Origin of the sequence: Caulobacter sp. D5, from assembly GCF_003185805.1 — a bacterium.
Taxonomy (GTDB): domain Bacteria; phylum Pseudomonadota; class Alphaproteobacteria; order Caulobacterales; family Caulobacteraceae; genus Caulobacter.
The window spans coordinates 1-21393 of record NZ_QHJY01000050.1; the positions used below are offsets into that span (position 1 = coordinate 1).

19 protein-coding genes and 1 pseudogene are annotated in these 21393 nt (G+C 71.4%); 8 read left to right on the forward strand and 12 right to left on the reverse strand.

Features of this window, described 5'->3' with window-relative positions; all coding sequences use genetic code 11:
• Both DMC18_RS03790 and DMC18_RS03795 read left to right on the forward strand, forming a co-directional pair.
• On the forward strand, positions 1-1626 hold a 1626-nt coding region (locus tag DMC18_RS03790), incomplete at its 5' end, for a putative glycoside hydrolase (protein ID WP_110132707.1).
• A gap of 70 nt (positions 1627-1696) precedes the next feature.
• The gene (locus DMC18_RS03795) at positions 1697-1960 is read left to right on the forward strand and encodes a hypothetical protein (protein WP_110119277.1); all 264 of its coding nucleotides are present in this window, start codon (positions 1697-1699) and stop codon (positions 1958-1960) included.
• Here the strand turns inward: DMC18_RS03795 and DMC18_RS03800 are convergent.
• Together DMC18_RS03800 and DMC18_RS03805 are read right to left on the reverse strand one after the other, a co-directional pair.
• Complete coding sequence (locus tag DMC18_RS03800) at positions 1944-2795, reverse strand: LytTR family DNA-binding domain-containing protein (protein ID WP_233245209.1); 852 nt, start codon at positions 2793-2795, stop codon at positions 1944-1946. The genes DMC18_RS03795 and DMC18_RS03800 overlap by 17 nt on opposite strands.
• Positions 2795-3469, reverse strand: coding sequence for a hypothetical protein (locus tag DMC18_RS03805; RefSeq protein ID WP_110119278.1), 675 nt, complete (start codon positions 3467-3469; stop codon positions 2795-2797). Before DMC18_RS03805 ends, DMC18_RS03800 begins: the two co-directional genes overlap by 1 nt.
• Positions 3470-3587: 118 nt before the next feature.
• Between DMC18_RS03805 and DMC18_RS03810 the strand changes: the two are divergent.
• Positions 3588-3701, forward strand: a pseudogene (locus DMC18_RS03810) (hypothetical protein); the annotation flags it as partial.
• A gap of 50 nt (positions 3702-3751) precedes the next feature.
• On the opposite strand, the gene arr reads toward DMC18_RS03810, so the two are convergent.
• The 5 genes from arr to DMC18_RS03835 form a co-directional block, all read right to left on the reverse strand.
• Positions 3752-4153, reverse strand: coding sequence for an NAD(+)--rifampin ADP-ribosyltransferase (gene arr, locus DMC18_RS03815; protein ID WP_110119279.1), 402 nt, complete (start codon positions 4151-4153; stop codon positions 3752-3754).
• 132 nt (positions 4154-4285) lie between these two features.
• On the reverse strand, positions 4286-6355 hold the full coding sequence (locus tag DMC18_RS03820; RefSeq protein ID WP_110119280.1) for an ATP-binding protein: 2070 nt from the start codon (positions 6353-6355) through the stop codon (positions 4286-4288).
• A gap of 104 nt (positions 6356-6459) precedes the next feature.
• Positions 6460-6720 carry an Hpt domain-containing protein gene (locus DMC18_RS03825; RefSeq protein WP_110119281.1) on the reverse strand — a complete coding sequence of 87 codons (261 nt, stop codon included), beginning with the start codon at positions 6718-6720 and terminating at the stop codon, positions 6460-6462.
• Positions 6717-7097 (reverse strand): response regulator, encoded by a 381-nt coding sequence (locus DMC18_RS03830; protein WP_110119282.1) that lies wholly within the window; start codon positions 7095-7097, stop codon positions 6717-6719. Before DMC18_RS03830 ends, DMC18_RS03825 begins: the two co-directional genes overlap by 4 nt.
• Positions 7094-9613: a CHASE3 domain-containing protein gene (locus DMC18_RS03835; protein WP_110119283.1), complete on the reverse strand. Its 2520-nt coding sequence runs from the start codon at positions 9611-9613 to the stop codon at positions 7094-7096. Before DMC18_RS03835 ends, DMC18_RS03830 begins: the two co-directional genes overlap by 4 nt.
• 185 nt (positions 9614-9798) lie before the next feature.
• Between DMC18_RS03835 and DMC18_RS03840 the strand changes: the two genes are divergently transcribed.
• From DMC18_RS03840 to DMC18_RS03850, 3 genes are read left to right on the forward strand one after another with little or no spacing between them, the layout of a single operon-like run.
• Positions 9799-11391, forward strand: a complete 1593-nt coding sequence (locus DMC18_RS03840) for a fatty acid--CoA ligase (protein WP_110119287.1) — start codon at positions 9799-9801, stop codon at positions 11389-11391.
• Complete coding sequence (locus DMC18_RS03845; protein ID WP_110119284.1) at positions 11391-12284, forward strand: oxygenase MpaB family protein; 894 nt, start codon at positions 11391-11393, stop codon at positions 12282-12284. Before DMC18_RS03840 ends, DMC18_RS03845 begins: the two co-directional genes overlap by 1 nt.
• 45 nt (positions 12285-12329) lie before the next feature.
• Positions 12330-12770 carry a hypothetical protein gene (locus DMC18_RS03850; protein ID WP_110119288.1) on the forward strand — a complete coding sequence of 147 codons (441 nt, stop codon included), beginning with the start codon at positions 12330-12332 and terminating at the stop codon, positions 12768-12770.
• A 136-nt stretch (positions 12771-12906) separates the two neighbouring features.
• Here DMC18_RS03850 and DMC18_RS03855 read toward each other — a convergent pair whose 3' ends face one another.
• The 4 genes from DMC18_RS03855 to DMC18_RS03870 all read right to left on the reverse strand — a co-directional run bounded on the left by DMC18_RS03855 (position 12907) and on the right by DMC18_RS03870 (position 17982).
• Complete coding sequence (locus DMC18_RS03855; protein WP_110119285.1) at positions 12907-14244, reverse strand: GntP family permease; 1338 nt, start codon at positions 14242-14244, stop codon at positions 12907-12909.
• The gene (locus DMC18_RS03860; protein WP_199232540.1) at positions 14241-16535 is read right to left on the reverse strand and encodes a glycoside hydrolase family 3 N-terminal domain-containing protein; all 2295 of its coding nucleotides are present in this window, start codon (positions 16533-16535) and stop codon (positions 14241-14243) included. Before DMC18_RS03860 ends, DMC18_RS03855 begins: the two co-directional genes overlap by 4 nt.
• Positions 16536-16699: 164 nt before the next feature.
• Positions 16700-17608, reverse strand: a complete 909-nt coding sequence (locus DMC18_RS03865; protein ID WP_110119290.1) for a hypothetical protein — start codon at positions 17606-17608, stop codon at positions 16700-16702.
• 149 nt (positions 17609-17757) lie between these two features.
• Positions 17758-17982: a hypothetical protein gene (locus DMC18_RS03870; protein ID WP_110119291.1), complete on the reverse strand. Its 225-nt coding sequence runs from the start codon at positions 17980-17982 to the stop codon at positions 17758-17760.
• Between the two features lie 180 nt (positions 17983-18162).
• On the opposite strand from DMC18_RS03870, the gene DMC18_RS03875 reads away from it, so the two are divergent.
• Complete coding sequence (locus DMC18_RS03875; RefSeq protein ID WP_233245210.1) at positions 18163-20400, forward strand: glycoside hydrolase family 3 N-terminal domain-containing protein; 2238 nt, start codon at positions 18163-18165, stop codon at positions 20398-20400.
• A 56-nt stretch (positions 20401-20456) separates the two neighbouring features.
• Here the strand turns inward: DMC18_RS03875 and DMC18_RS03880 are convergent, their stop codons facing one another.
• On the reverse strand, positions 20457-21131 hold the full coding sequence (locus DMC18_RS03880) for an aspartyl/asparaginyl beta-hydroxylase domain-containing protein (protein WP_233245211.1): 675 nt from the start codon (positions 21129-21131) through the stop codon (positions 20457-20459).
• Between the two features lie 56 nt (positions 21132-21187).
• Between DMC18_RS03880 and DMC18_RS03885 the strand changes: the two genes are divergently transcribed.
• The coding region (locus DMC18_RS03885; protein ID WP_146217966.1) for a hypothetical protein at positions 21188-21393 on the forward strand (206 nt) is incomplete at its 3' end.

Sequence of the window (21393 nt, forward strand, 5' to 3'; positions counted from 1 at the left end):
CCGCCCAGCATCGACGCCGGCATCCTGACGGTGATGGCCTCGTTCTCCAGCTGGAACGGCGTCAAGCACACCGGCAACAAGACCCTGCTGACCGACGTGCTGAAGGACCGCCTGGGCTTCACCGGCTTCGTGGTCGGCGACTGGAACGCCCACGGCCAGGTCGACGGCTGCTCCAACGTCTCGTGCCCGCAGGCCCTGAACGCGGGCCTGGACATGTACATGGCCCCCGACAGCTGGCAGGGCCTGTTCGACAACACGCTCAAGCAGGTCGAGGGCGGCGAGATCCCGATGGCGCGGCTGGACGACGCCGTGCGGCGGATCCTGCGGGTCAAGGTCAAGGCGGGGCTGTTCGACCGCGTCGCCCCGCCCGTGCAGGGTCGTTTCGAGCGCGTCGGCGCGCCCGACCATCGCGCCCTGGCCCGCGAGGCGGTGGCCAAATCCCTGGTGCTGCTGAAGAACGACGGCGTGCTGCCGATCAAGGCCGGTGCGAAGGTGCTGGTGGCCGGCGACGCCGACGACATCGGCAAGGCGGCTGGCGGCTGGACCCTGTCGTGGCAGGGCACGGGCAACACCAACGCCGATTTCCCCAACGCCCAATCGATCTGGAGCGGCCTGAAGGAAGCGGTCGAGGCGGCCGGCGGCAAGGCGACCCTGTCGAAGGACGGCTCATTCACCGACAGGCCGGACGTGGCCGTGGTGGTGTTCGGCGAGACGCCCTATGCCGAGTTCCAGGGCGACCTGCAGCACCTGGAATACCAGCCGGGCGACAAGACCGATCTGGCCCTGCTCAAGACGCTGAAGGCTCAGGGCGTGCCGGTGGTGGCGGTGTTCCTCAGCGGCCGGCCGCTGTGGGCGAACCCCGAGATCAACGCTTCGGACGCCTTCGTCGCGGCCTGGCTGCCCGGCTCGGAAGGCGGCGGGATCGCCGACGTGCTGGTGGCTGGCAAGGACGGCAAGCCCCGGCGCGACTTCACCGGCAAGTTGTCGTTCAGCTGGCCCAGGCGCGCCGACCAGGGGCCGCTGAACCAGGGCGACGCCGGCTACGATCCGCAGTTCGCCTATGGCTACGGCCTGTCCTACGCCAGGCCCGGCAAGGTGGCCCAGCTTTCGGAAGTCTCGGGCGTCAGCGGCGCCAGCGCCAATGTCGATAAGTACTTCGTGGCCGGCCGCGCGCCCGCGCCGTGGCTGCTGTCGACGGCCGGGGGCGTGACCCTGACCGCCATCGACGCCGCCGCCCAGGAGGACGCCCGCCTGGCCGCCTGGACCGGTCCCGGCGCCCTGCTGGTCAACGGCCCGCCCGCCGACCTCACCCGCCAGACCACCGGCGACCTGTCGATCGCCCTGACCTATCGCGTCGACGCCAAGGTGGCGGGTCCGGTGGGCTTCTCGGTGTCGTGCGGCGAGGGCTGCGCCGGCGGTGTGGACGTGACGAAGATCTTCGCCGAAGCCCCGGTGGGCGAGTGGCGCAAGACCCAGATCAAGCTCTCGTGCCTGAAGGCGGCGGGCGCCGACATGAGCCGCATCTCCTCGCCCGTGGTGCTGTCGGCGCAGGCCGGCTTCAAGCTGGCCTTCCGCGAGATCCGCCTGGAGCCGACCGACGCGCACGTGGCGTGCCCGGGGAGCTGATCCTCGCGACCGGTTGCGCCCGTCGCGGCGGCGGGCCACCGTGCCCGTCGGCCGGGACGGGGACTGATCCATGCTGATTGTCGGAATGCTGTTCTTTCTCGCGGCCGAGGGGGCGATCCTCTGGCATCTGGTGAGGGGGCTGAGGCGCGGCCGCTTCGCCTTCGCCGACACGCCGTCGGTGATCGAGCGGGCGAGCCAGCCCATCCGCTATTGGGGTTGGGTCGTCATGCTGGTCGTGGGCATGATCGCGGTCGGCTGGTTCGTCTGGGACACCGGCGGCTGGCGGCTCGGGATCATCTACGCCTGCGCCCGCGACGTCAGCTACTGCCCCTGAGGCGTTCCAGCAGCGCATCCCTGTAGGTCCGGCTGGTCACCACCTCGCCGCCGCTGGTCAGGGTCAGCCGCCAGGAGCCGTCCGACAGCGGCTGGGCCTCGCGCACGTGGGCGAGGTTGACCAGGCTCGAGCGGTGGGCGCGGGCGAAGAGGTGGGGGTCCAGCCTGGCCTCCAGGCCCTGGAGCGTGGCGCGCAGCAGGCCCTCGCGGCCGGCCCCCTCGCGATCGGCCCAGTGGACGACGACATAGTTGTCGGCCGCGCCGAACCACTCGACCGCCGAGATATCGACCGGGATGCGCCGGGCGCCCGACATCACCATCAGCCGCTCGCTCTCGGGCGCAGGGGAGACGGCGCGAGCTTGCGCCAGGGCGCTCTCCAGCAGGGCGTTGCGGGCCCGGGCCTCGGCGGCGCGGCGATGGTGGACGGCGGCCAGCCCGACCGCGACGATGGCCGAATAGAGCAGCAGGCAGACGGGCGTTCGCCCCAGCATCCGCGCCCCGAAATCGCCCCCGCCGAGAAAGCCGGCGTCGATCAGGCTCGAGATCGCCGCCTGCGCCGGAACCACGGCGATCCCCGCCACGAAGTTCGCCGCCAGGCCGCGCGCCCCGGCCCCGAACCGACGCAGGACCAGCCAGACGACCGCCGCCGCCGGCAGCCAGGCGGCGTAGATCGCGCCTTGCCACAGCAGCGACGGCGCGACGCCCAGGGCCTCGCCGCGATCGACGGCGAACCGGCGGGCGAACCAGGCGGCGCTGACCGTGGTCATGGTCCAGCTGTAGGCGACGAAGGCCCACACCCAGGCGCTGGTCGGGGCGGCCCTCAGGCGGGCGACCATCAAGCGGGCAAAGCCGCCCGCCGCCGCCGGACGATCAGCACCGCGATCCAGCCCATGGCCAGCGGTTGGAACAGCAGGGTCGGCCAGAGCTGGCTCCATGGCGTCGGCAGGAAGGTCAGGAAGTTGCCCGAGAAGGCGCTGACCACTGCGCCGTAGGCGCACAGCATCTTCGCTAGATGCTCGTAGGTCCAGAGGTCGGGGCCGAACGGCCAGCCTGTGGGCTGCGCGAACCGCCAGAGGTCCCAGCCGCCGAAGGCGAAGGCGGCGTAGGCCAGGGCCAGGGTCGGCATGCGCGGGCTCGTCGAGGCGCCGGTCAGCATCTGGACCACCACCCAGGCGCCGATGGCGACCACGGCCAGGGCCGCCGCCCAGTCCAGGGGCCTGGCGCGCTGGCGCGGGTCGAGGTCGGGACGCTTGCGGCCCAGCACCCGGAAGCCGGAGAACAGGCCGATGCTGGCCGTCGCCGACAGGGCGGCGAAATAGGCGTTGAAGTGCAGGACCGTCATCACCCAGGCCGCCGCCAGCAGCGTGCCCATCACCGCCACATAGACCCGTCCCGACAGCCGGTGCAGGCGCGAGCCCTTGCGGGTCAGCAGCGGAACGAGGCCGGCGGCCACGGCGATGAAGCCGCAGGCGATGTGCAGGGCGAGGGCGGGGGAAAAGAGACTGTCCATGGCCGCCGTGATGGCCGGCGGGCGGAGGCTGCGACAGCGGTGTGGGGCGGGTTGCGGCGGATGGGGGCGAAGTGGGGGTGGTGTTTATGCCCGGTCGCCGCGCTTCACCTCGTACCGTCATCCCGGCCGCAGCGAAGCGGAGAGCCGGGACCCAGGGGCCGCCGCACTGCGTTGGGTCGCCGCCGGGGCGCCTGATCGATCCGCCGAGCCCGGTCCCCTGGGCCCCGGATAAGCCCTGCGGGCTTTCCGGGATGACGAACCTATTTTGGAATTGGCCCCGCCTCAGTCCTCGATCGCCTCGATCCCCTGGGCGTCGAGGCGGGCCAGATGGTCGCGCATGGCCTGGAGCTGTTCGGCCGGATGGCCCGCCCAATCGGCGACCTCGCCGACCACTCGCAGCGGATCCTTGGTGCGGTACGACAGGGTCGGATTGCCGGGGAACTTCTTGTCGGTGAGGTTGGGGTCGTCCTCGAACGGTCCCGTCGGCTCGACGATGTAGATCCGGCCGGGACCCTCGCCCCGCGCCAGTTCCGCGCCCCAGGTCGCCGCGTCGAGGGTGGCGCTGAAATAGACATAGGCCGCCGTCCGGCCTGCGCCGTAGTTGGAGGCGTAGCCGGCGCCGATCAGGTCGCCGGTCCGCAGGTCGGCTTTCGTGCCGTGATAGAACGCGGTCGTGGAGGTCATGGTCGGGGCCCTTTTCGGAGGGGGCCGCGGCCCCGCGTCGAAGGCGCTACACCCTGCGCATAATTGGCCGGCCGGCAATTCTTGAACTTGGGTTTTTCGACCCCAGATCAGTAGCGAGCGAGGGCGAGCCGATCAGGCCGCCTCGCGTTCCCCCGCCCAGGTCTCGATCGTCGCGTAGAGCAGCTCCTTCTGGATCGGCTTGGCGACGTGGTCGACCATGCCGGCCTCGCGGCACTGGGCGACCTGCTGGGGCAGGGCGTCGGCGCTCATGGCGATGATCGGCACGGCGGCGGCCGGGCCGGGCAGGGCGCGGATGGCGCGGGTGGCGCTCAGACCGTCCATGCCGGGCATGTGGATGTCCATCAGCACCACGTCGAAGCCGCCGGCCCGGGCCATCTCGACCGCCTCCTGGCCATTGTCGGCGGTGGTCACCTCGCAGCCGGCCAGGGTCAGGAAGGCGCCGCCGATCTCGCGGTTCATCGGGTGGTCGTCGACCAGCAGGACGCGGGTCCCGGCGATCCGGCCGGCCGCCGCCAGCGGCGTGTGGCGGGGCGCGTCGCACGCCTCGGCGGCCAGCTCGATCCAGAAGGTCGAGCCCTGGTCGGCGTTGGCCTCCATGCCGATCCGCCCGTCCATCAGCTCGACCAGCGCCTTGCTGATCGCCAGGCCCAGGCCCGCGCCCCCGAAAGCCCGCGTGACCGAGCTGTCGCCCTGCGAGAAGCGCTGGAAAAGGCGGTCGCGCAGCTGCGGCGGCACGCCGATGCCGGTGTCGCTGACCTCGATCCGCAAGCTGTCGGTCTCGGCGCCGGGCGTCACGATCAGGCGGGCGGTCACCTTGCCGGCCGGGGTGAACTTGACGGCGTTGTTGAGCAGGTTGAGCAGCACCTGGCGCAGGCGGGCGGCGTCCAGGCCGTGGTGGCGGTCGGCGTCGCCGACGACCTCGATCTCCAGGGCGAGAGGCTTGGCCTGCGCGTCGTGAGCGACGATGGCGGCGGCGTCGCGCAGCACGGTCTCGGCCCGGGCGGGCGCGATCTCCAGCTCGACCCGGCCGGCTTCGACCCGCGAGAAGTCGAGCACGTCGTTGACCAGGGTCAGCAGCGCGCCGCCGGAGCCGTCGATCAGGGCCACGTGGCGGCGGGCCTCGGGGGCCAGGTCGTCGCGGTCGGCCAGCAGGCGGGTGAAGCCCAGCACGCTGTTCAGCGGCGTGCGGATCTCGTGGCTCATGGTGGCCAGGAACTCGGTCTTGGCCAGGCTCGCGGCCTGGGCGCGGGCCTGGGCCTGTCGCGCCAGGGCCTGGCGACGGACGAGGAGCTGCTTGAGGCGCTGCTGGTTGGCCAGCACCAGGGCGGCGGCCAGGCAGGTGAAGAAGAGGGCGCTGACCAGCAGCTGCAGGGCGTGGGCGCGCTCGGACGCCTGGGCCCTCGTCGCGGCCTCGGCGACGATGCCCAGCACGCTGAGCGGCGTGGCGATGGCGGCGATGATCAGGGTCGACCAGGCCGCGCCCTTGGGGCCGAGCCGGAAGGCCACCAGCACCCCGGCCGGAAACACCAGGAACGGCAGGGTGTGGCCGGGGCGGCCGAACGCCGCCAGGGCGGCGACGCCGACCGCCGCGTAGCAGGCCGCCTTCTCCCAGGCCGAGCGCTCGAAGCCGCGCTTCATCCGGGGATCGAACAGGATCAGGGCGGCTGGCAGGCCGACGCTCATGCCCAGGATGTTGATGAACAGCCAGTTCTTGATCAGCACGGGCAGGGGCGCGTGCAGCATCGGCGCGGTCGCGAAGGCGCCAACGATGGCCAGAGTCACGGTCACCGGCAGCGCCAGGCCGACCGCCCGCGCGGCGCGGCCCAGGTTCTTCAGCCGGGGCGGCCCGCCGAAGGCCTTGGACAGCACCAGGGCGATCAGCACCGCTTCCAGCGAATCCAGCGTCGTGAACAGCACGGTCATGGCCGGCGGCGTGCCGCCCAGGCCGTCGAGCAGCAGGTGGCTGGCGGCGCTGACCACCAGCAGGATCGCGCTGCGGCCCGGCGTCAGCAGCATCAGGCCGGCGGCCAGCAGCCCGTTGCACGGCCACATCGAGGCCATGCCCGACGGGCCCCGGGTCAGCAGGTCGCAATAGGCGATGGCGACGGCGTAGGCGGCGATCAGCGACAGCAGCAGGCGGGTCTGGCTCGCCTCGCCCTCGAAACGCTTTACTGCAAACATGACGCCGTACCCGCTCGTCCCGTTCGAACTCGAGGGCAAAATCGGGCGCAACCCCGCCTATTCCGTTAAGGCGCGGCCGGTTCGACGTAAAAATGGGCGGGGATCTAGGCTTCCAGGCCTTCCAGCGCCGAAATCAGCGCGGAAAACGCCTCGGGCGGGGCGTCGCCCTGGGCCAGCAGCAGGTCGTCCAGCTCGCGGGCCAGCTCGGTGACCTGGCCATAGCCGAACACGCCGGCCGCGCCAGCCAGGCGGTGGACGACGTAGTGGCGGTCCTTGATCGAGGCCTCGTCCGAGCGCAGCAGGGCCAGGTCCTGCGCCGCGCGGGCGAGGAACTTGGCGCGCAGCGGGGCGAGGGGATCGTTCATCGCGCCAGGATCGCCCGCACGTCCTGGGCCAGGGTCATCGGGTCGAACGGCTTGGTGATGACGTCGGCCGCGCCGAAGCCCAGCAGGCGGGCGCGCTCCTCGGCCTGGGCGCGGGCGGTGATGAAGATCACCGGCGCGCCGTCGAGGTCGCCCCGCTCGCGCAGCCTGGCCAGCACGGCCGGGCCGTCCATGTCGGGCATCATCACGTCCAGCAGCACCACGTCGGGGCGCCAGGCGTCGCGGTCGAGCATGGCGAAGGCCTCGGCCCCGCCGTCGGCGGCCCGCACCTCGATGCCCGGATCCAGCTCCAGCGAGAAGGTCGCCACCTCGCGGATGTCGGCCTCGTCATCGACGTAAAGGAGCTTCAGGTCGGTCATCGGCGTCTCTTGGAATCGGCGTCCGCGGCGAGCTTGCGCACAGTTCGGGCCAGCTGGTCCAGAGTGGTCTTGGACTTGGTCAGCACCGCGTCGACCGAGGCCGCCAGGGCCTTGTCCTCGATGGGCTGGGCCGAGAACACGATGACCGGAACCGGGTCGTCGCCGTCGTGCAGGTCGCCCAGCAGCTCCACGCCGTTGCCGTCGCCGAGGCCCAGATCGAGGATCACCACGTCGGGCCTGGCCAGCGACAGGGCGGCGCGGCCGGTCCGCACGCTGTCGGCGTGGCGGACGGTGCAGCGCTCCTGCAGGGCGTCGCGGACCACGGCGTGGACGTCGCGGTCGTCCTCGACATGCAGCACCTCGATGCGGCGGGTGTCGGCGTGGCCGTTGACGGCGCGATGGACGGCGGTGCGCAGGCGCTCCAGGTCGATCGGCTTCTGCAGCCAGTCGACCACGTCCAGCGCTTCGCCCCGGCCCTCGGCGGCCTCGGCCGAGATCACCAGGGCGGGGATGTCGCGGGTGTTGGCGTCGGCGCGCAGGCGGCGCAGCAAGTCGAGGCCGCTGCCGTCGGGCAGGCGCACGTCGGTGACGAAGGCGTCGAAGCCGCCGATCTCCAGCACCGCCCGGGCCGAGGCCACGTCGCCGACGGTGTGGACCCGCACCCCGGCCTCGCGCAGGGCCTGGGACAGGATCTCGGCGATGTCGGGATCGTCCTCGCACAGCAGGACGCGAGCCCCGCCGTCGCTGGCCTCGATCGTCCTGACGCGGGTCTCGACGGTCGCCAGCTCGAACTGGAAGGTCGCGCCCCGGCCGGGCTCGGAGTCGAACCACAGCCGGCCGCCGTGGCGCTGGACGATCTCGCGCGAGATGGCCAGGCCCAGGCCCGTGCCGCCCTTGGCGCGGGTGTCGGAGGCGTCGGCCTGGGCGAACTTCGAGAAGATGCGGTCGCGGAAGGCCTCGGGCACGCCGGCCCCGTGGTCGCGGACGGAAAAGCGCAGCAGGTCGGGGCGCGGGGCGTAGACCTTGACCTCGACCACCCCGTCGGGCGGCGAGAACTTGGCGGCGTTCGACAGCAGGTTGGCGGCCACCTGGGCCAGGCGGTCGGCGTCGCCGCGCACCGGCGGCAGGTTCGGCGCCACGTCGAGCTTGAAGGTCACGCCCATCTGGCCGCCCAGCCCGCCCATGGCGTCCACCGCCCGCTGGGCCAGGTCGCCGAGGTCTAGCGGGCGGAGGTCGAACTCCATCTGGCCGGACTCGATCTTCTCGATGTCGAGGATGTCGTTGATCAGCCGCACCAGCCGCTGGCAGTTGCTGTGGGCGATGCCCAGCAGGCGCGCGGCGCGCTCGGGCAGGGCGCCGGCCGCCCCGCCGACCAGCAGGCCCAGCGACCCGGCGATCGAGGTCAGGGGCGTGCGCAGCTCGTGGCTGACGGTCGAGACGAACTCGGCCTTCAGCTTCTCCACCCGGCGGCGCTCGGAGATGTCGCGCACCGAGGCCGCGATGCGCTCGCCCTCGGGCAGGCGGACGAGGCCGATCGAGGCCTCGACGGGGAAGGTGCTGCCGTCGGGGCGGTAGGCGACGAACTCGCGCAGCACGCCCTTGGACAGGTCTTCGCCGCCGGCCAGGTGCTGGACGAACAGCTGGCCGCGGTCGGGCAGGTCCACGAACTGCGACAGCGCCCGGCGGACCAAGGTCTCGCGCGGCAGGCCGAACATGGCCTCGGCGGCCTTGTTGACGGTCTCGATGGTGCCGCTGGGATTGAGGGTGATGACGGCGTCCTGGGCGTTGTCGAGGATGGCGTCCAGCCGCCCGGCCGTGGCCTGGGCGACGGTGAACAGCTGCTGGCGGGCGCGGATCTGGCGCGACAGCAGGATGAAGGCGGCCAGCAGGAACACCACCAGCACCGCGAACAGGATCTGGGTCAGGCGCTCGGTGCGCAGGGTCAGGGCGTCGTTGGCGGCGATGCGGCGGTCGAGGGCGGCCTTGTCGGATGCCTGGAGCTCGCGGGTGACGAGGCGGATCTCGTCCATGATCACCTTGCCCTTGCCGCTGGAGATCAGGGTGCGGGCCGCGTCGTGCCCCTGCTCGCGGCGCAGGCGGATGCCCTCGGCCATCGTCTTTTGCTTCTGTTCGATCAGCGCTTCGAGGCGATCGAAAACTGGATCGTCGTTGGCGATCAGGTCGCCGACGTCGCGCTGGCGAAGGGCGCGCAGCGAGGCCAGCTGGCTGGGCAGGCGGCGCTGGGCGGCGTCGTAGGGCTCCAGGAACCGGTCCTGGCCGGTGATGACGAAGCCGCGCTGGCCGGTCTCGGCGTCCTGCATCAGCGAGAACACCGTCTGCAGCTGCATGCGCTGCTCGTAGGAGTGATCGACGGCGTCGCGCAGCATCCGGCCGCGGGTGAACTCGCGCTGGATCTCCCAGGTGGTCAGCAGCAGCAGCAGCGGCGCGACCAGCAGGCCCAGGATGACCGAGATCAGCAGGCCGCGCTGCTCGCGGCGCAGGAGGAAGCTGGTCATGGGCGGTGCTTTTCCTCGCGGCTTTCGAGTCACAGCTTACGGCCGGTCGCGGGGGCGACTCAACGCGCCATTCCACCGGTCTTCGACTCGACCCCTCCACCCGACGTTGACTTACCCGGGGTCACGCCGAAAACCATGTACTTCGAACGGCCGCGTCAGACGGCTTCACCGGGAGAGCAGCGATGATCCAGGACGCCGTCGATTTCGCCCGCATGCCGACGCTGGGCGACGTGCCCCGCTATCACGCCCAGGTGCGGCCCGACGCCGTGGCCTTCGCCTTCGAGGGGCGCGAGACCAGCTTCGCTGAGCTCGACCGCCGCACCAACCAGGTGGCCCGCGCCCTGCTCGCCGAGGGGCTGAAGCCCGGCGACCGCATCGCCTATGTCGGCAAGAACAGCGACAGCTATTTCGAATTGCTGCTCGGCGCAGCCAAGGCCGGGGTGGTGATGGCCCCCGTCGGCTGGCGCCTGGCCCCGGCCGAGATCGCCTACATCGTCGCCGACACCGAGGCGAAGATGGTCTTCGTCGGTCCCGAGTTGGTCGAGCACGTGGGCGAGGTGGCCAAGCTGCTGGCCGGACCGCAGCCGCCGGTCGTCGCCATGGAGGGCGGCGGCGATCTTGCGGCCTTCCCCGCGTGGCGCGACGCCCAGGACGAGGCCGACCCCGCCGTGCCGCTGCGCCCGTCAGACGTGGTTTTGCAGCTCTACACCTCGGGCACGACGGGCAAGCCCAAGGGCGCGATGCTGACCCACAACAACCTGCTGGCCATGCGCAAGGCGGCCGCCGAGCAGACGGCGATGCCCTGGAACGTCTGGGGACCGGACGACGTCAGCCTGGTGGCCATGCCGGTGGCCCATATCGGCGGCACCGGCTGGGGGCTGGTGGGCCTCTTCAACGGGGCCAAGGGCGTGGTGGCGCGGGAGTTCGACCCCTTCAAGGTGCTGGACTTCATCGAGCACGACCGGGTGTCGAAGATGTTCCTGGTGCCGGCGGCGTTGCAGATCGTCGTGCGCCTGCCCCGGGCCCGCCAGATCGACTATTCGCGGCTGAGCTATATCCTCTATGGCGCCGCGCCGATCCCGCTGGATCTGCTGCGCGAGAGCATCGAGGTGTTCGGCTGCGGCTTCGTCCAGCAGTACGGCATGACCGAGACCACCGGCACGGTGGTCTATCTGCCGCCCGAGGACCACGACCCGGCCGGCAACACCCGCATGCGCTCGGCCGGCCTGCCGATGCCGGGGGTGGAGCTTCGCATCCTCGACGAGGCCGGGCGCGTTCTGCCCGCGAACACCGTCGGAGAGATCGCCGTGCGCAGCGCCTCGAACATGGCCGGCTACTGGAAGCTGGACGCGGCCACCGCCGCCACCATCGACGCCGACGGCTGGCTGCGCACCGGCGACGCCGGCTATCTGGACGACGACGGCTATCTCTTCATCCACGACCGGGTGAAGGACATGATCGTCTCCGGCGGCGAGAACATCTATCCGGCCGAGGTGGAAAGCGCGGTCTACGGCCATCCGCACGTGGCCGAGGTGGCGGTGATCGGCGTGCCCGACGACAAGTGGGGCGAGGCGGTCAAGGCGGTGGTCGCGCCCAAGCCCGGGATCACGCCCGACGCCGAGGACATCATCGCCTTCGCCCGCACGCGGATCGCGCACTTCAAGGCCCCGAAGAGCGTGGACTTCGTCGAGGCCTTGCCGCGCAACGCCTCGGGCAAGATCCTGCGCCGCCAACTGCGCGAGCCCTACTGGGTCGGGCGCGAACGACGGGTGAACTGATGGCCGATCCCCTCTCGCGGGCCGCCGCGCGACTGCTGACGCCGGACGGGGGACCGGCGATCGACTTCTCCGCCCCGCCGGGCGCGGCCGCCCTGATCGGTCCGGATTCGGTGTCGTGGCGGGTGTTCAAGAACCCGGTGTCGCTGTTCGTCGGCGGGATCACGGCGGTGCTGCTGGAGCTGGCCGAGCCGCGCGTGCGCTCGGGCGTCTGGGACCATTCCAGCTTCAAGGCCGAGCCCCTGAAGCGCCTCAAGCGCACGGGTCTTGCGGCCATGGTCACGGTCTATGGCCCGCGCGAGACGGCCGAAAAGATGATCGCCGGCGTGGTGCGGATGCACGGTCATGTGACGGGCCAGACGCCGGGCGGCGTGGCCTACCAGGCCAACGATCCGGTGCTGCTCGACTGGGTGCAGGCCACGGCCAGCTTCGGCTTCATCGAGGCCTATCACGCCTACGCCCACGCCCTGACCCCGGCCGAGCGGGACGCCGCCTTCGCCGAGGCCGCCCCCGGCGCGCGCCTCTACGGCGCGACCGGGGCCCCGACCAGCGAGGCGCAGTGGAAGCGGCAGATGGCCCTGATGCTGCCCAGCCTCGAACCCTCGGACATCGTTTTCGAGTTTCTCGACATCATGACGTCCACCCCGCTGCTGCCGGGGCCGCTGCGGCTGATCCAGAAGCCGCTGGTGCGGGCGGCCGTGGCGATCACCCCGGTCGAGGTGCGGGCGCGGCTGGGCCTGGGCGAGGCCTGGCAGCTGAACGGCGTCGAGCGGCGGCTGGTGCGCCTGGCCGGGGCCAGCGCCGACAGGGTGCCGATCAAGGGCTCGCCGGCCGTCGAGTCCTCGCGGCGCATGGGCCTGCCGGACGACTATCTCTATCGCCGCCGGGCCGCCTGAGGCAGTCTCGTCCCCAGAAGAAAACCATGACCTGGGGAGGGCATGATGAGCGATACCAAGAGCAAGACGCCTTGGCACCTGTGGCTGGTGGGCGCGGTCGCCGTGCTGTTCAATTCCGTCGGCGTCTTCGACTTCGTGATGAGCATGTCGCAGGGGCCGGCCTACATGGCCAGCGCCGGCATGACCCAAGCCCAGATCGATCACTACCAGCGGATGCCGGGCTGGATGACCGTGGTCTGGGCCGTGGGCGTGTTCGGAGCCTTCGGCGCCTCGGTGCTGATCCTGCTGCGTCGGAAGATCGCCGCGCCGGTGTTCGCCGTGTCGCTGGCCGCGTTCCTGCTGAGCCTCGTCTACACCTACGTGCTCAGCGACGGCGGCAAGGTGATGGGCCAGCAGATGGCCGTCACCAGCGCGGTGATCGCCGTGCTGCTGGCGCTGTTCCTGGCCTATGCCTGGTGGCAGACGCGGCGGGGCGTGCTGCGGTAGGGAGCCTCATCTCCCTTCCGTAAAATCCCCGCGAAAGCGGGGACCCAGGCTTTTTCTGCAATCCACGGCGCTCGACGATAAAACACCTGGGCCCCCGCTTTCGCGGGGGTTTTACGGGGGAGGGGGCGGGGTTGGCTCACACCAACGCCGACGCCACCAACGCCGCCGCGAACGCCACGAGCCCCGCCATCGTCGAGGCCACGGTCCAGCTCCTGAACGTCTCGGTCTCCGACAGGCCCAGATACTGCCCGACCAGCCAGAACCCGGCGTCGTTGACGTGGCTGACCACGGTCGCGCCCGCGCCGATGCCGATCACCACCAGGGCGACCTGGTTGGCGTCCAGGCCGGCCGCCGTCGCTAGCGGGGCGGCCAGGCCGGCGGCGGCGACCATGGCCACGGTGGCCGAACCCTGGGCGATGCGCATGATCGCCGCGATCAGGAAACCGAAGACCAGCGGCGACAGCCGCGCGCCCTCGACAGCAGCGGTCAGGTGGGCGCCGGCCCCGCTGTCGATCAGCACCTGCTTGAAGGCCGCGCCGGCTCCGATGACCAGGGCGATGGCCCCGGCCGGCTCCAGCGCCCTGCCGGCGATCCCCAGCAGCCGATGCCGGTCGACGCCGCGCCGCCGCAGCAGCACCCAGGCGTAGCCGCAGGCCACGGCCAGGGCGACGAACGGATGGCCGAAGAACGCCAGCGCCGTGCGGACCGGTCCCTCCGGCAAGGCGGCGTGGGCCACGGCGCCGGCGACGATCAGGACGAGCGGGGCCAACATGCCGACCAGCGCCGGCCACAGGCCGATCAGGGCGTCGACCGCGCCGTCATCAGCCACGGGAGAGGTCTCGGGCGCGACGTAGACGCCCTTGCGAAACGCGGCCAGGGCGTAGAGCGGGCCTGCGACCAGCACGGCCGGGATTCCGCAGGCCAGGCCCCACAAGGCGATGCGGCCATAGTCGGCGTGCAGCAGTTCGGCGGCGGCGACCGGGCCGGGGTGCGGCGGCAGCAGGCCGTGCATCACCGCCAGGCCCGCCAGCACCGGCAGGGCGACGAAGGCCACGGCCTTGCCCGAGCGCTGGGCCACGCCCAGCATCAGCGGGGCCAGGATGATCAGGGCGACGTCGAAAAAGAGCGGAATGCCGACCAGGATTCCGATCGTCGCCAGAGCCCAGGGCGCGCGTCGCACGCCGAAGCGGTCGAGCAGGGCGCGGGCCATGACGCCGACCCCGCCGCCGGCTTCCAGGAGGGCGCCGAAGATCGAACCCAGACCCAGGATCACCGCCACGAAGCCCAGGGCCTCGCCCGCGCCCTTCTTGACGGAAGCCAGCACGCTGACCGGCTCGGCCCCGAAGGCGATCCCGGCGGCGATGGCGGTCAGCAGCAGGGCGAAGAAGGCCGGCAGCCTGAGTTTCAGCGTAGCGAACACCACCAGGGCGACCCCGGCGGCGACGACCAGCAGGGTCCAGAGCGGGCCGCTCATGCGACGCTCACAGGGGTGAGGATCGCCGTCGCCGGATCGCGGCTCTTGCCGGGCGCAGTGATGGTGAAGGCCCCGCGCAGCCGGATGTCGGCCGAGGACGAGCCGATCATCACCTCGACCTTGCCGGCCTCGATGATCCAGCCCGCCGGGCTCCAGATCGCCAGCTGGGCCGGCGTCAGGGTGAAGGCGACGCGCTTCTTTTCGCCGGGCGCCAGGGTCACGCGCAGGAAGCCGCGCAGCTCCTTGACCGGCCGGGCGACGCTGGCGACCGGGTCGCGCACATAGAGCTGCACCACCTCGTCGGCGGCGAGCTGGCCGGTGTTGGCGATCGTCAGCGAGATCTTCACCGCGCCGCCGGGGGCGACGGTCTCGCGGTCGAGCGCCAGATCGGAATAGGCGAAGGGCGCATAGCTCAGGCCATGGCCGAACGGGAACAGCGGCCCGATGTCGACGTCGTGGTAGCGGGCGGTGTCCTTGGCCAGGTCCGGATCGGCCGGGCGGCCGCTGGGCGTGTGGGCGTAGAAGGTCGGCGACTGGCCCGTGGCGCGCGGGAAGCCGACCGGCAGGCGGCCGCCGGGGGCCGCCTTGCCGAACAGGATGTCGGCCAGGGCGGGACCTGCCTCGACGCCGAGGAACCAGGTCGCCAGCACCGCCGGCGCCTTCTCCAGCACCTCGGGCGCGACCAGCGGCCGGCCCGACGGCAGCAGCACGACGACGGGCTTGCCGGTCGCCAGCACGGCGCGGGCCAGAGCGCTTTGCGCGCCGGGCAGCGACAGGTCCGAGCGGCTGCGGGACTCGCCGCTGTGGTCGAAGTCCTCGCCGACCATCAGCAGCACGAGGTCGGCCGCCCTGGCGGCCTCGACGGCGGCGGGGATGCCGCTTTCATCAAGGCTGCGGGGCGAGGCGCCGGCCACGTGGACGATCTCGCTCCCGGCCGGCGCGGCGGCCTGCAAGGCCGGCAAGAGGGGAGCGACGTCGCCGACCTGGCCGCGCGCCTTCCACGAACCGAGCTGGGAGAGGCTGTCGGTCGCCAGGGCGCCGATGACGGCGATCTTCTTCGTGGCGGGCGCGATCGGCAGTAGGCCGCCGTCGTTCTTCAGCAGCACCACGGCCTTGCGCGCCGCCTCGCGGGCGATGGCGCGGTGCGGCGGGCTAAGGAACACCGTCTTCTCCCGCTCGACATCGCCGAAGCGGTAGGGGTCGTCGAACAGCCCCAGCCGCATCTTGGCGGTCAGGATGCGTGTGACGGCCTGGTCGAGCAGGGGGAGAAGGGAGGGATCGGCGGCGATGGCGGTCTTCAGGTGGGCGGCGTAGACGCCGCTGGCCATGTCCATGTCGACCCCGGCCTTCAGGGCCAGGGCGGCGGCCTGAACCGGGGTCTCGGCGATGCCGTGGTTGATCAGTTCGAGGATGGCGTTCCAGTCGCTGACCACCAGGCCCGGCCAGGTCCACTGGGTCTTGAGCACGCCGCGCACCAGGGCGGCGTTGGCGGTGGTCGGGGCGCCGTTCAGGTCGTTGAAGGCAGTCATCATCGTGCCGGCGCCGGCTTTCGCGGCGGCGTGGAAGGGCGGCAGATAGACCTCGTTCAGCGTGCGGTCCGACAGCTCGGCGGCGTCGTAGTCGCGCCCGCCCGCCGCCGCGCCATAGGCCCCGAAGTGCTTGGCGCAGGCCAGGATCGAGTCCTTGCTCGACAGGCCCTCGCCCTGGAAACCGCGCACCTGGGCCGCCGCCATGACCGAGCCGAGATAGGGATCCTCGCCGGCTCCCTCGACGATGCGGCCCCAGCGGGGGTCGCGGGCGATGTCGACCATCGGGGCGAAGGTCCAGTGCAGGCCGCTGACCGCCGTCTCCACCGCCGCCATCCGCGCCGTGGCCCGTACGATCTCCGGATCGAAGGTCGCCGCCATGGCCAGAGGCACGGGGTAGAGGGTGCGGAAGCCGTGCACCACGTCGATGGCGAACAGCAAAGGGATCTTCAGCCGCGACTCCTCGACCGCCGTGCGCTGCAGCTCGCGCAGGAACGCCGCGCCGGCCACGTGCAGGTACGAGCCGACCCCGCCCTTGCGGACGAGATCCAGCGCCGTGGCGTCGATCTTGGAATTGAGCGCCTTCTGCCGCCCGCCGGCCGGCTGGTGGGTCTGGCCGATCTTCTCGTCGAGGGTCATCTGCTTGAGCAGCGACCGGACGCGGGCCTCCTGGTCGGCGGCGAGGGCGGGGAGCGTAGGCATCAAGCCCAGCGCGGCGCCGGCGGCCAGCAGCGCGCGGCGGTCGAGGCGCGGTCCTTCGCCCATGGGGTCTCCCTTCGATCGTCGAATGCGGTCGTTGGGATGGAGGTCGCCATGACTTGACAGCGTTGTCAACGCGAAGGTTGAGGCGAGCCCTCTGTTCCATCGACGCGCGCTTGAGGTCGGCGCTGTCGCCGGGCTTTTCGACCGTCTCCCTGGCGACGCCGGCCTCAGGCCGGGCAGGCGGCGAGGTTGTGCTCGGCCAGGGTCGTTCTTGCCTGGTCATAGAGGGCGTCGTACCGACTGCGGGCGCCGTCGACCCGCGCCGCCAGGTCGCGTACGGCCAGGGCCGCGCGTCTTTGGCCGTCGGCGGCGTGCACCCGCCTGGTGTCGGCCAGCGCATCCGAGAACTCGTCGAGAAGCAGCCCGCTGTCGCGCACCGCCGGCCCCAGGCTGGACAGGGCGGCTTGCAGGCGGCCGATGTCGGCCTCGGCGGCGGTGATCTCGTTGGTGGTCGAGGCGATCTCGGCCTCGGCGGCGTCCAGCAGGCCCTTGCTGTCGTTGTAGCGCGTGACGGCGCTTGCCAGATTGGCGGCGGCCTCGTTGAACCTGCGCTCGACCGGGCCGAGTTCGCGGTCGATGTCGCTGATCCGGCTGGTGATGCTGGCGAGCTCCGCCGACGAGTCGCAGAGGAAGCTCATGATGGTCCATCTGTTCTTGCAGCCCCGAACGGCCTGTTCCCGGGCGTTCTTGTAGGCGGTCAGGGTCGTGAGCTCGGCCCGTAATGGGGATAGCGCGAGGCTGGCCTCTTGTTGCTGCGTCAAGAATCCTTCGGACTCGGCGCGGCGCTGGACGAGCGTGGCGTTCAGCTCGTCGCGGCGGGTGCTCAGGCCGCCCAGGCGCAGCTGGTCGGCGTCGCGTTCCTTGACCCTGTCGCGGTCCTGCTGCTCGAAGCAGGCGACCCGGGCGGCGATGGCGGCCTGGGCGATGCGGGCGCCCCGCAGCTTGCTTTCGAGGTCGGCGATGGCGGCGGGGGTCAGGGGCTCGTCAGCAGCGGCTGCAACCAAGGGCGAAAGCACGGCCAGCAGGCCGAAGGTCGCGGCCAGGGCCGCCATCGCGCCGTGCAGCGGCCAAGCCATCTATTCCCCCTGAACGCCTCGCCCCGTCCGGCAGCCGCGTCTCGCGCTTGGAGACGGCGGTCGCCGTAAGATGGGCGGCTCGTATCACGCGGCGGTAGGTGGAATTTGTGTTTTCACGCACACCCGGCGCGTGCGGGGCGAGCGTCGCCTCAGACCTCGCCCTGATGCTCCACGTGACCCTCGCGGACCTCGGTGCGGGAGAACACCTCTTCCTGGCCGTCGAGCAGCAGCTCCTCGGCGGCGACGTGGTCGCGTTCGGCCTCTTCCAGCACCTGGCGCAGGGCCTCGACCTCGGTGTCGGCCTCGACCAGGACGCTGCGCAGGGGGGCGTGGCCTTCGCCAAGTCGGATCTCGATGCGCCATTGGGCGGTCATGGTCGTGTCTCCCTTCAGCCAGACTGATAACGCAAGCGACCCCCCTCGGTTCGCCTCATGGGCGGCGAGGCGTTGCGCGGCGGGCCGTCCTCGGCGAGGTTGCCCGCCGAAAGGTCAGTCGGAAGGGATTCTATGGATCGGCGTGAGGCGCGGCTTGAAGGGATCAGCCGTCGCGGACTGATGGCTGGGGCCGCGGGCCTTGCGGGATTTGCGCTGGCCGGCAAGGCCTCGGCGCAAGGCCGGGGCTCGGATCGCGTCGAGGCGCTGATCGCCCAGATGACCATCGAGGAGAAGGCCGGGCAGCTGTCCTGCTACGCCGACATGATCCGCCCGCCGGTGGGCGACATGAACCCGGCGGTGAACCTGCGCAACACCCAGCAGCTGCTGGCCGAGACCCGCGCGGGCAAGATCGGCACGCTGATGAACGGCGTCGGCGTCGAGGGCGCCCTGCTGGCCCAGACGGCGGCGGTGGAGCATTCGCGGCTGGGTATCCCGCTGCTGCTGGCGGCCGACGTCATCCATGGCTTCAAGACCGTCTATCCGATCCCCCTGGCCGAGGCCGCCGCCTTCGACCCGCCGCTGGCCGAGCGCACCGCCCGCGCCGCCGCGCAGGAAGCCACGGCCCACGGCCTGCACTGGACCTTCGCGCCGATGGTCGACGTGGCCCGCGACGAGCGCTGGGGCCGGGTGGCCGAAGGCTCGGGCGAGGACGTGTTCCTGGGCGAAGCCCTGGCCCAGGCCCGCGTGCGCGGTTTTCAGGGCCCCGACCTGAAGTCGCCGGACTCGATGCTGGCCTGCGCCAAGCACTTCGCCGCCTACGGCGCGGTGGCGGCGGGCATGGACTACAACACCGTCGAGATCTCCGAGGCGACGCTGCGCGAGGTGCACCTGCCGCCGTTCCAGGCCGCTTTCGAGGCCGGGTGCCTGACGGCCATGTCGGCCTTCAACGACATCAACGGCGTGCCGGCCACGGCCAACAAGGCCCTGCTGACCGACCTGCTGCGCGGCGAGTGGAAGTTCCGCGGCGTGGTGATCTCCGACTACACCGCCGACCAGGAACTGGTGGCCCACGGCTACGCCGCCGACGATCGCGACGCCGCGCGCCTGGCGATCCTGGCCGGGGTCGACATCAGCATGCAGAGCGGGCTCTACAGCCGCTACCTGCCCGAGCTGGTGGCCAGCGGCGCCGTGCCGATCGCGGTGGTCGATCAGGCCGTGCGCCGGGTGCTGATGCTGAAGGAGGCCATCGGCCTGTTCGATCAGCCGTTCCGCTCGATCGACCCCAAGGCCCAGGCCGCCCGCACCGCCACGCCGCAGATGCGCGCCCTGAGCCGCGAGGCCGGCGGCCGTTCGATCGTGCTGCTGAAGAACGACGGAAACCTGCTGCCGCTGCCGCGATCGGGCAAGCGCATCGCCCTGATCGGGCCGTTCGCCGAGGACCGCGACAACATCCTGGGGCCGTGGGCCTTCTTCGGTGACAAGAGCCTGGGCGTCGACTTGGCCTCCGGCTTCCGCCAGGCGCTGGAGGATCCCAACCTGCTGCGCACCGCCAAGGGCTGCGAGGTCGAGGCCTCGATCCCAGGCGGGATCGAGGCGGCGGTCGCCGCGGCCCAAGGGGCCGACATCGTCGTGCTGGCGATCGGCGAGGGCCAGAACATGTCGGGCGAGGCCCAGTCGCGCACCGACATCGGCGTTCCCAAGCCGCAGATGCTGCTGGCCGAGGCCGTGGCCGCCGTCGGCAAGCCCACCGTCGTGCTGCTGCGCCACGGCCGGGCCCTGGTGCTGGACGGGGCGGTCAAGAACGCCCCGGCGATCCTGGCCACCTGGTTCCTGGGGACCGAGACCGGCCACGCGGTGGCCGACGTGGTGTTCGGCGGCGTGAACCCCTCGGGCCGCCTGCCGGTCAGCTTCCCGTACGAGAGCGGCCAGCAGCCCTACGCCTACAATCACCGCACGACGGGGCGCCCCGCGCCCGCCGACAGCGAGATCCAGGAGTACAAGGCCCGCTGGCGGACGGTGAAGAACGAGGCGCTCTATCCGTTCGGCTACGGGCTTTCCTACACCACCTTCGCCCTGTCGGACCTGAAGCTGTCGACGACCAGCCTGGCCTGGAACCAGCCGCTGCGGATCACCGCCAAGGTGAAGAACACCGGCAAGCTGGCCGGAACCCACGTGGTGCAGCTCTATGTTCGCGACCGGGTGGCCAGCCGCACCCGGCCGGTGCGCGAGCTCAAGCGCTTCACGCGGGTGGACCTGAGGCCCGGCGAGACCCGCGAGGTGACCTTCGTCCTGCAGCGCGAGAGCCTGGCCTTCTACGGCGAGACCGGCTGGATCGCCGAGCCGGGGCTGTTCGACCTGTGGGTGGCGAATAGTTCGGTGGACGGTCTGAACGCGCAGTTCACGCTGCTCGCATCCTGATCCTTCTCCCCTTGCGGGAGAAGGTGGCGACCGAAGGTCGACGGATGAGGGGTCTCTCAGATCTCGACGACCGCGCCCGGTCGATCGGCCGTCGTGGCGGAGAGGGTTTTCGACCCCTCACCCGACCCGCTGCGCGGGCCACCCTCTCCCGCAAGGGGAGAGGGGATCGTTTCCGCGAACAACCCTCGCACCCAGTCGTCGACCCGGCCGTCGATGACTAGGTGCACGCGGTCTTCCGTCCCGCGGTTGGCGACGCTGTGCGGGTCGGAGAGCTTGAGGTACCAGGCGCTGCCGGCCTCCATGGTCACACGCACACCGTTGAGGCGGAAGTCGACCTCGGGGTTGGTGACGACCGGCACGTGGAAGCGCACGTGGGTCGACTCGGCGTCGAGCTCTAGGTCGGTGTGGGTCTTGATCACCGAGCCGGCCGCCAGCTTCATCAGCCGGGCGCTGGTGACCGGCATCGGGAAGGCGGCGATCACCTCGCGGAAATAGGGGCAGGGGGCCAGGAACGGGGTGTCCTCGAATTCCGTGGCCTCGGGGTCGGAATAGATCATCATCACCGGATGGGTCGCGCCGGCCTTGCTGCGCAGGGGGATGACGCTCCAGTCGCCTTCGTAGTTCTGCTTCACGAAGTGGGCGATCCAGTCGGTGGAGGCGGCCAGGGTCGCGAGGTCCGCGCGTAGCCGGCCGGGATCGAAGGTCAGCGGCAGGCGAAGGCGGTCTGGCAATCTCATCGCCCGAGCCTATTGTGCCGCTTCTCAACCGACAAGGGCCGGGTCCGGGCGTGCAACTTCCAGAGGGCGAGGCCCTGATCGAGCGCCTGCTCAGCGAGCCGGACGCCTGCGCGCACCTGGCGGGCCTGTTTCGCGACGCGGATTTCGTCGCCGCCCTGGAGGCGCTGGCCGAGGGCTGGGGCCTGGCCTCGCCGGCCGCCGTCGCGGGCGAGCGGCTGGAGCGGAAGCTGTTCGTGCACCGCGCCGCCGCGCCGCC

What these genes read in the sequence shown, in the direction of transcription:
- DMC18_RS03795 (WP_110119277.1), top strand. Translation starts at nt 1,697, where the DNA reads ATGCTGATTGTCGGAATGCTGTTCTTTCTCGCGGCCGAGGGGGCGATC.
- arr (WP_110119279.1), bottom strand. Translation starts at nt 4,153, where the DNA reads ATGACCTCCACGACCGCGTTCTATCACGGCACGAAAGCCGACCTGCGG.
- DMC18_RS03835 (WP_110119283.1), bottom strand. Translation starts at nt 9,613, where the DNA reads ATGACCAGCTTCCTCCTGCGCCGCGAGCAGCGCGGCCTGCTGATCTCG.
- DMC18_RS03860 (WP_199232540.1), bottom strand. Translation starts at nt 16,535, where the DNA reads ATGGGCGAAGGACCGCGCCTCGACCGCCGCGCGCTGCTGGCCGCCGGC.
- DMC18_RS03850 (WP_110119288.1), top strand. Translation starts at nt 12,330, where the DNA reads ATGAGCGATACCAAGAGCAAGACGCCTTGGCACCTGTGGCTGGTGGGC.
- DMC18_RS03870 (WP_110119291.1), bottom strand. Translation starts at nt 17,982, where the DNA reads ATGACCGCCCAATGGCGCATCGAGATCCGACTTGGCGAAGGCCACGCC.
- DMC18_RS03800 (WP_233245209.1), bottom strand. Translation starts at nt 2,795, where the DNA reads ATGGTCGCCCGCCTGAGGGCCGCCCCGACCAGCGCCTGGGTGTGGGCC.
- DMC18_RS03830 (WP_110119282.1), bottom strand. Translation starts at nt 7,097, where the DNA reads ATGACCGACCTGAAGCTCCTTTACGTCGATGACGAGGCCGACATCCGC.
- DMC18_RS03855 (WP_110119285.1), bottom strand. Translation starts at nt 14,244, where the DNA reads ATGAGCGGCCCGCTCTGGACCCTGCTGGTCGTCGCCGCCGGGGTCGCC.
- DMC18_RS03875 (WP_233245210.1), top strand. Translation starts at nt 18,163, where the DNA reads ATGGCTGGGGCCGCGGGCCTTGCGGGATTTGCGCTGGCCGGCAAGGCC.
- DMC18_RS03805 (WP_110119278.1), bottom strand. Translation starts at nt 3,469, where the DNA reads ATGGACAGTCTCTTTTCCCCCGCCCTCGCCCTGCACATCGCCTGCGGC.
- DMC18_RS03845 (WP_110119284.1), top strand. Translation starts at nt 11,391, where the DNA reads ATGGCCGATCCCCTCTCGCGGGCCGCCGCGCGACTGCTGACGCCGGAC.
- DMC18_RS03820 (WP_110119280.1), bottom strand. Translation starts at nt 6,355, where the DNA reads ATGTTTGCAGTAAAGCGTTTCGAGGGCGAGGCGAGCCAGACCCGCCTG.
- DMC18_RS03825 (WP_110119281.1), bottom strand. Translation starts at nt 6,720, where the DNA reads ATGAACGATCCCCTCGCCCCGCTGCGCGCCAAGTTCCTCGCCCGCGCG.
- DMC18_RS03865 (WP_110119290.1), bottom strand. Translation starts at nt 17,608, where the DNA reads ATGGCTTGGCCGCTGCACGGCGCGATGGCGGCCCTGGCCGCGACCTTC.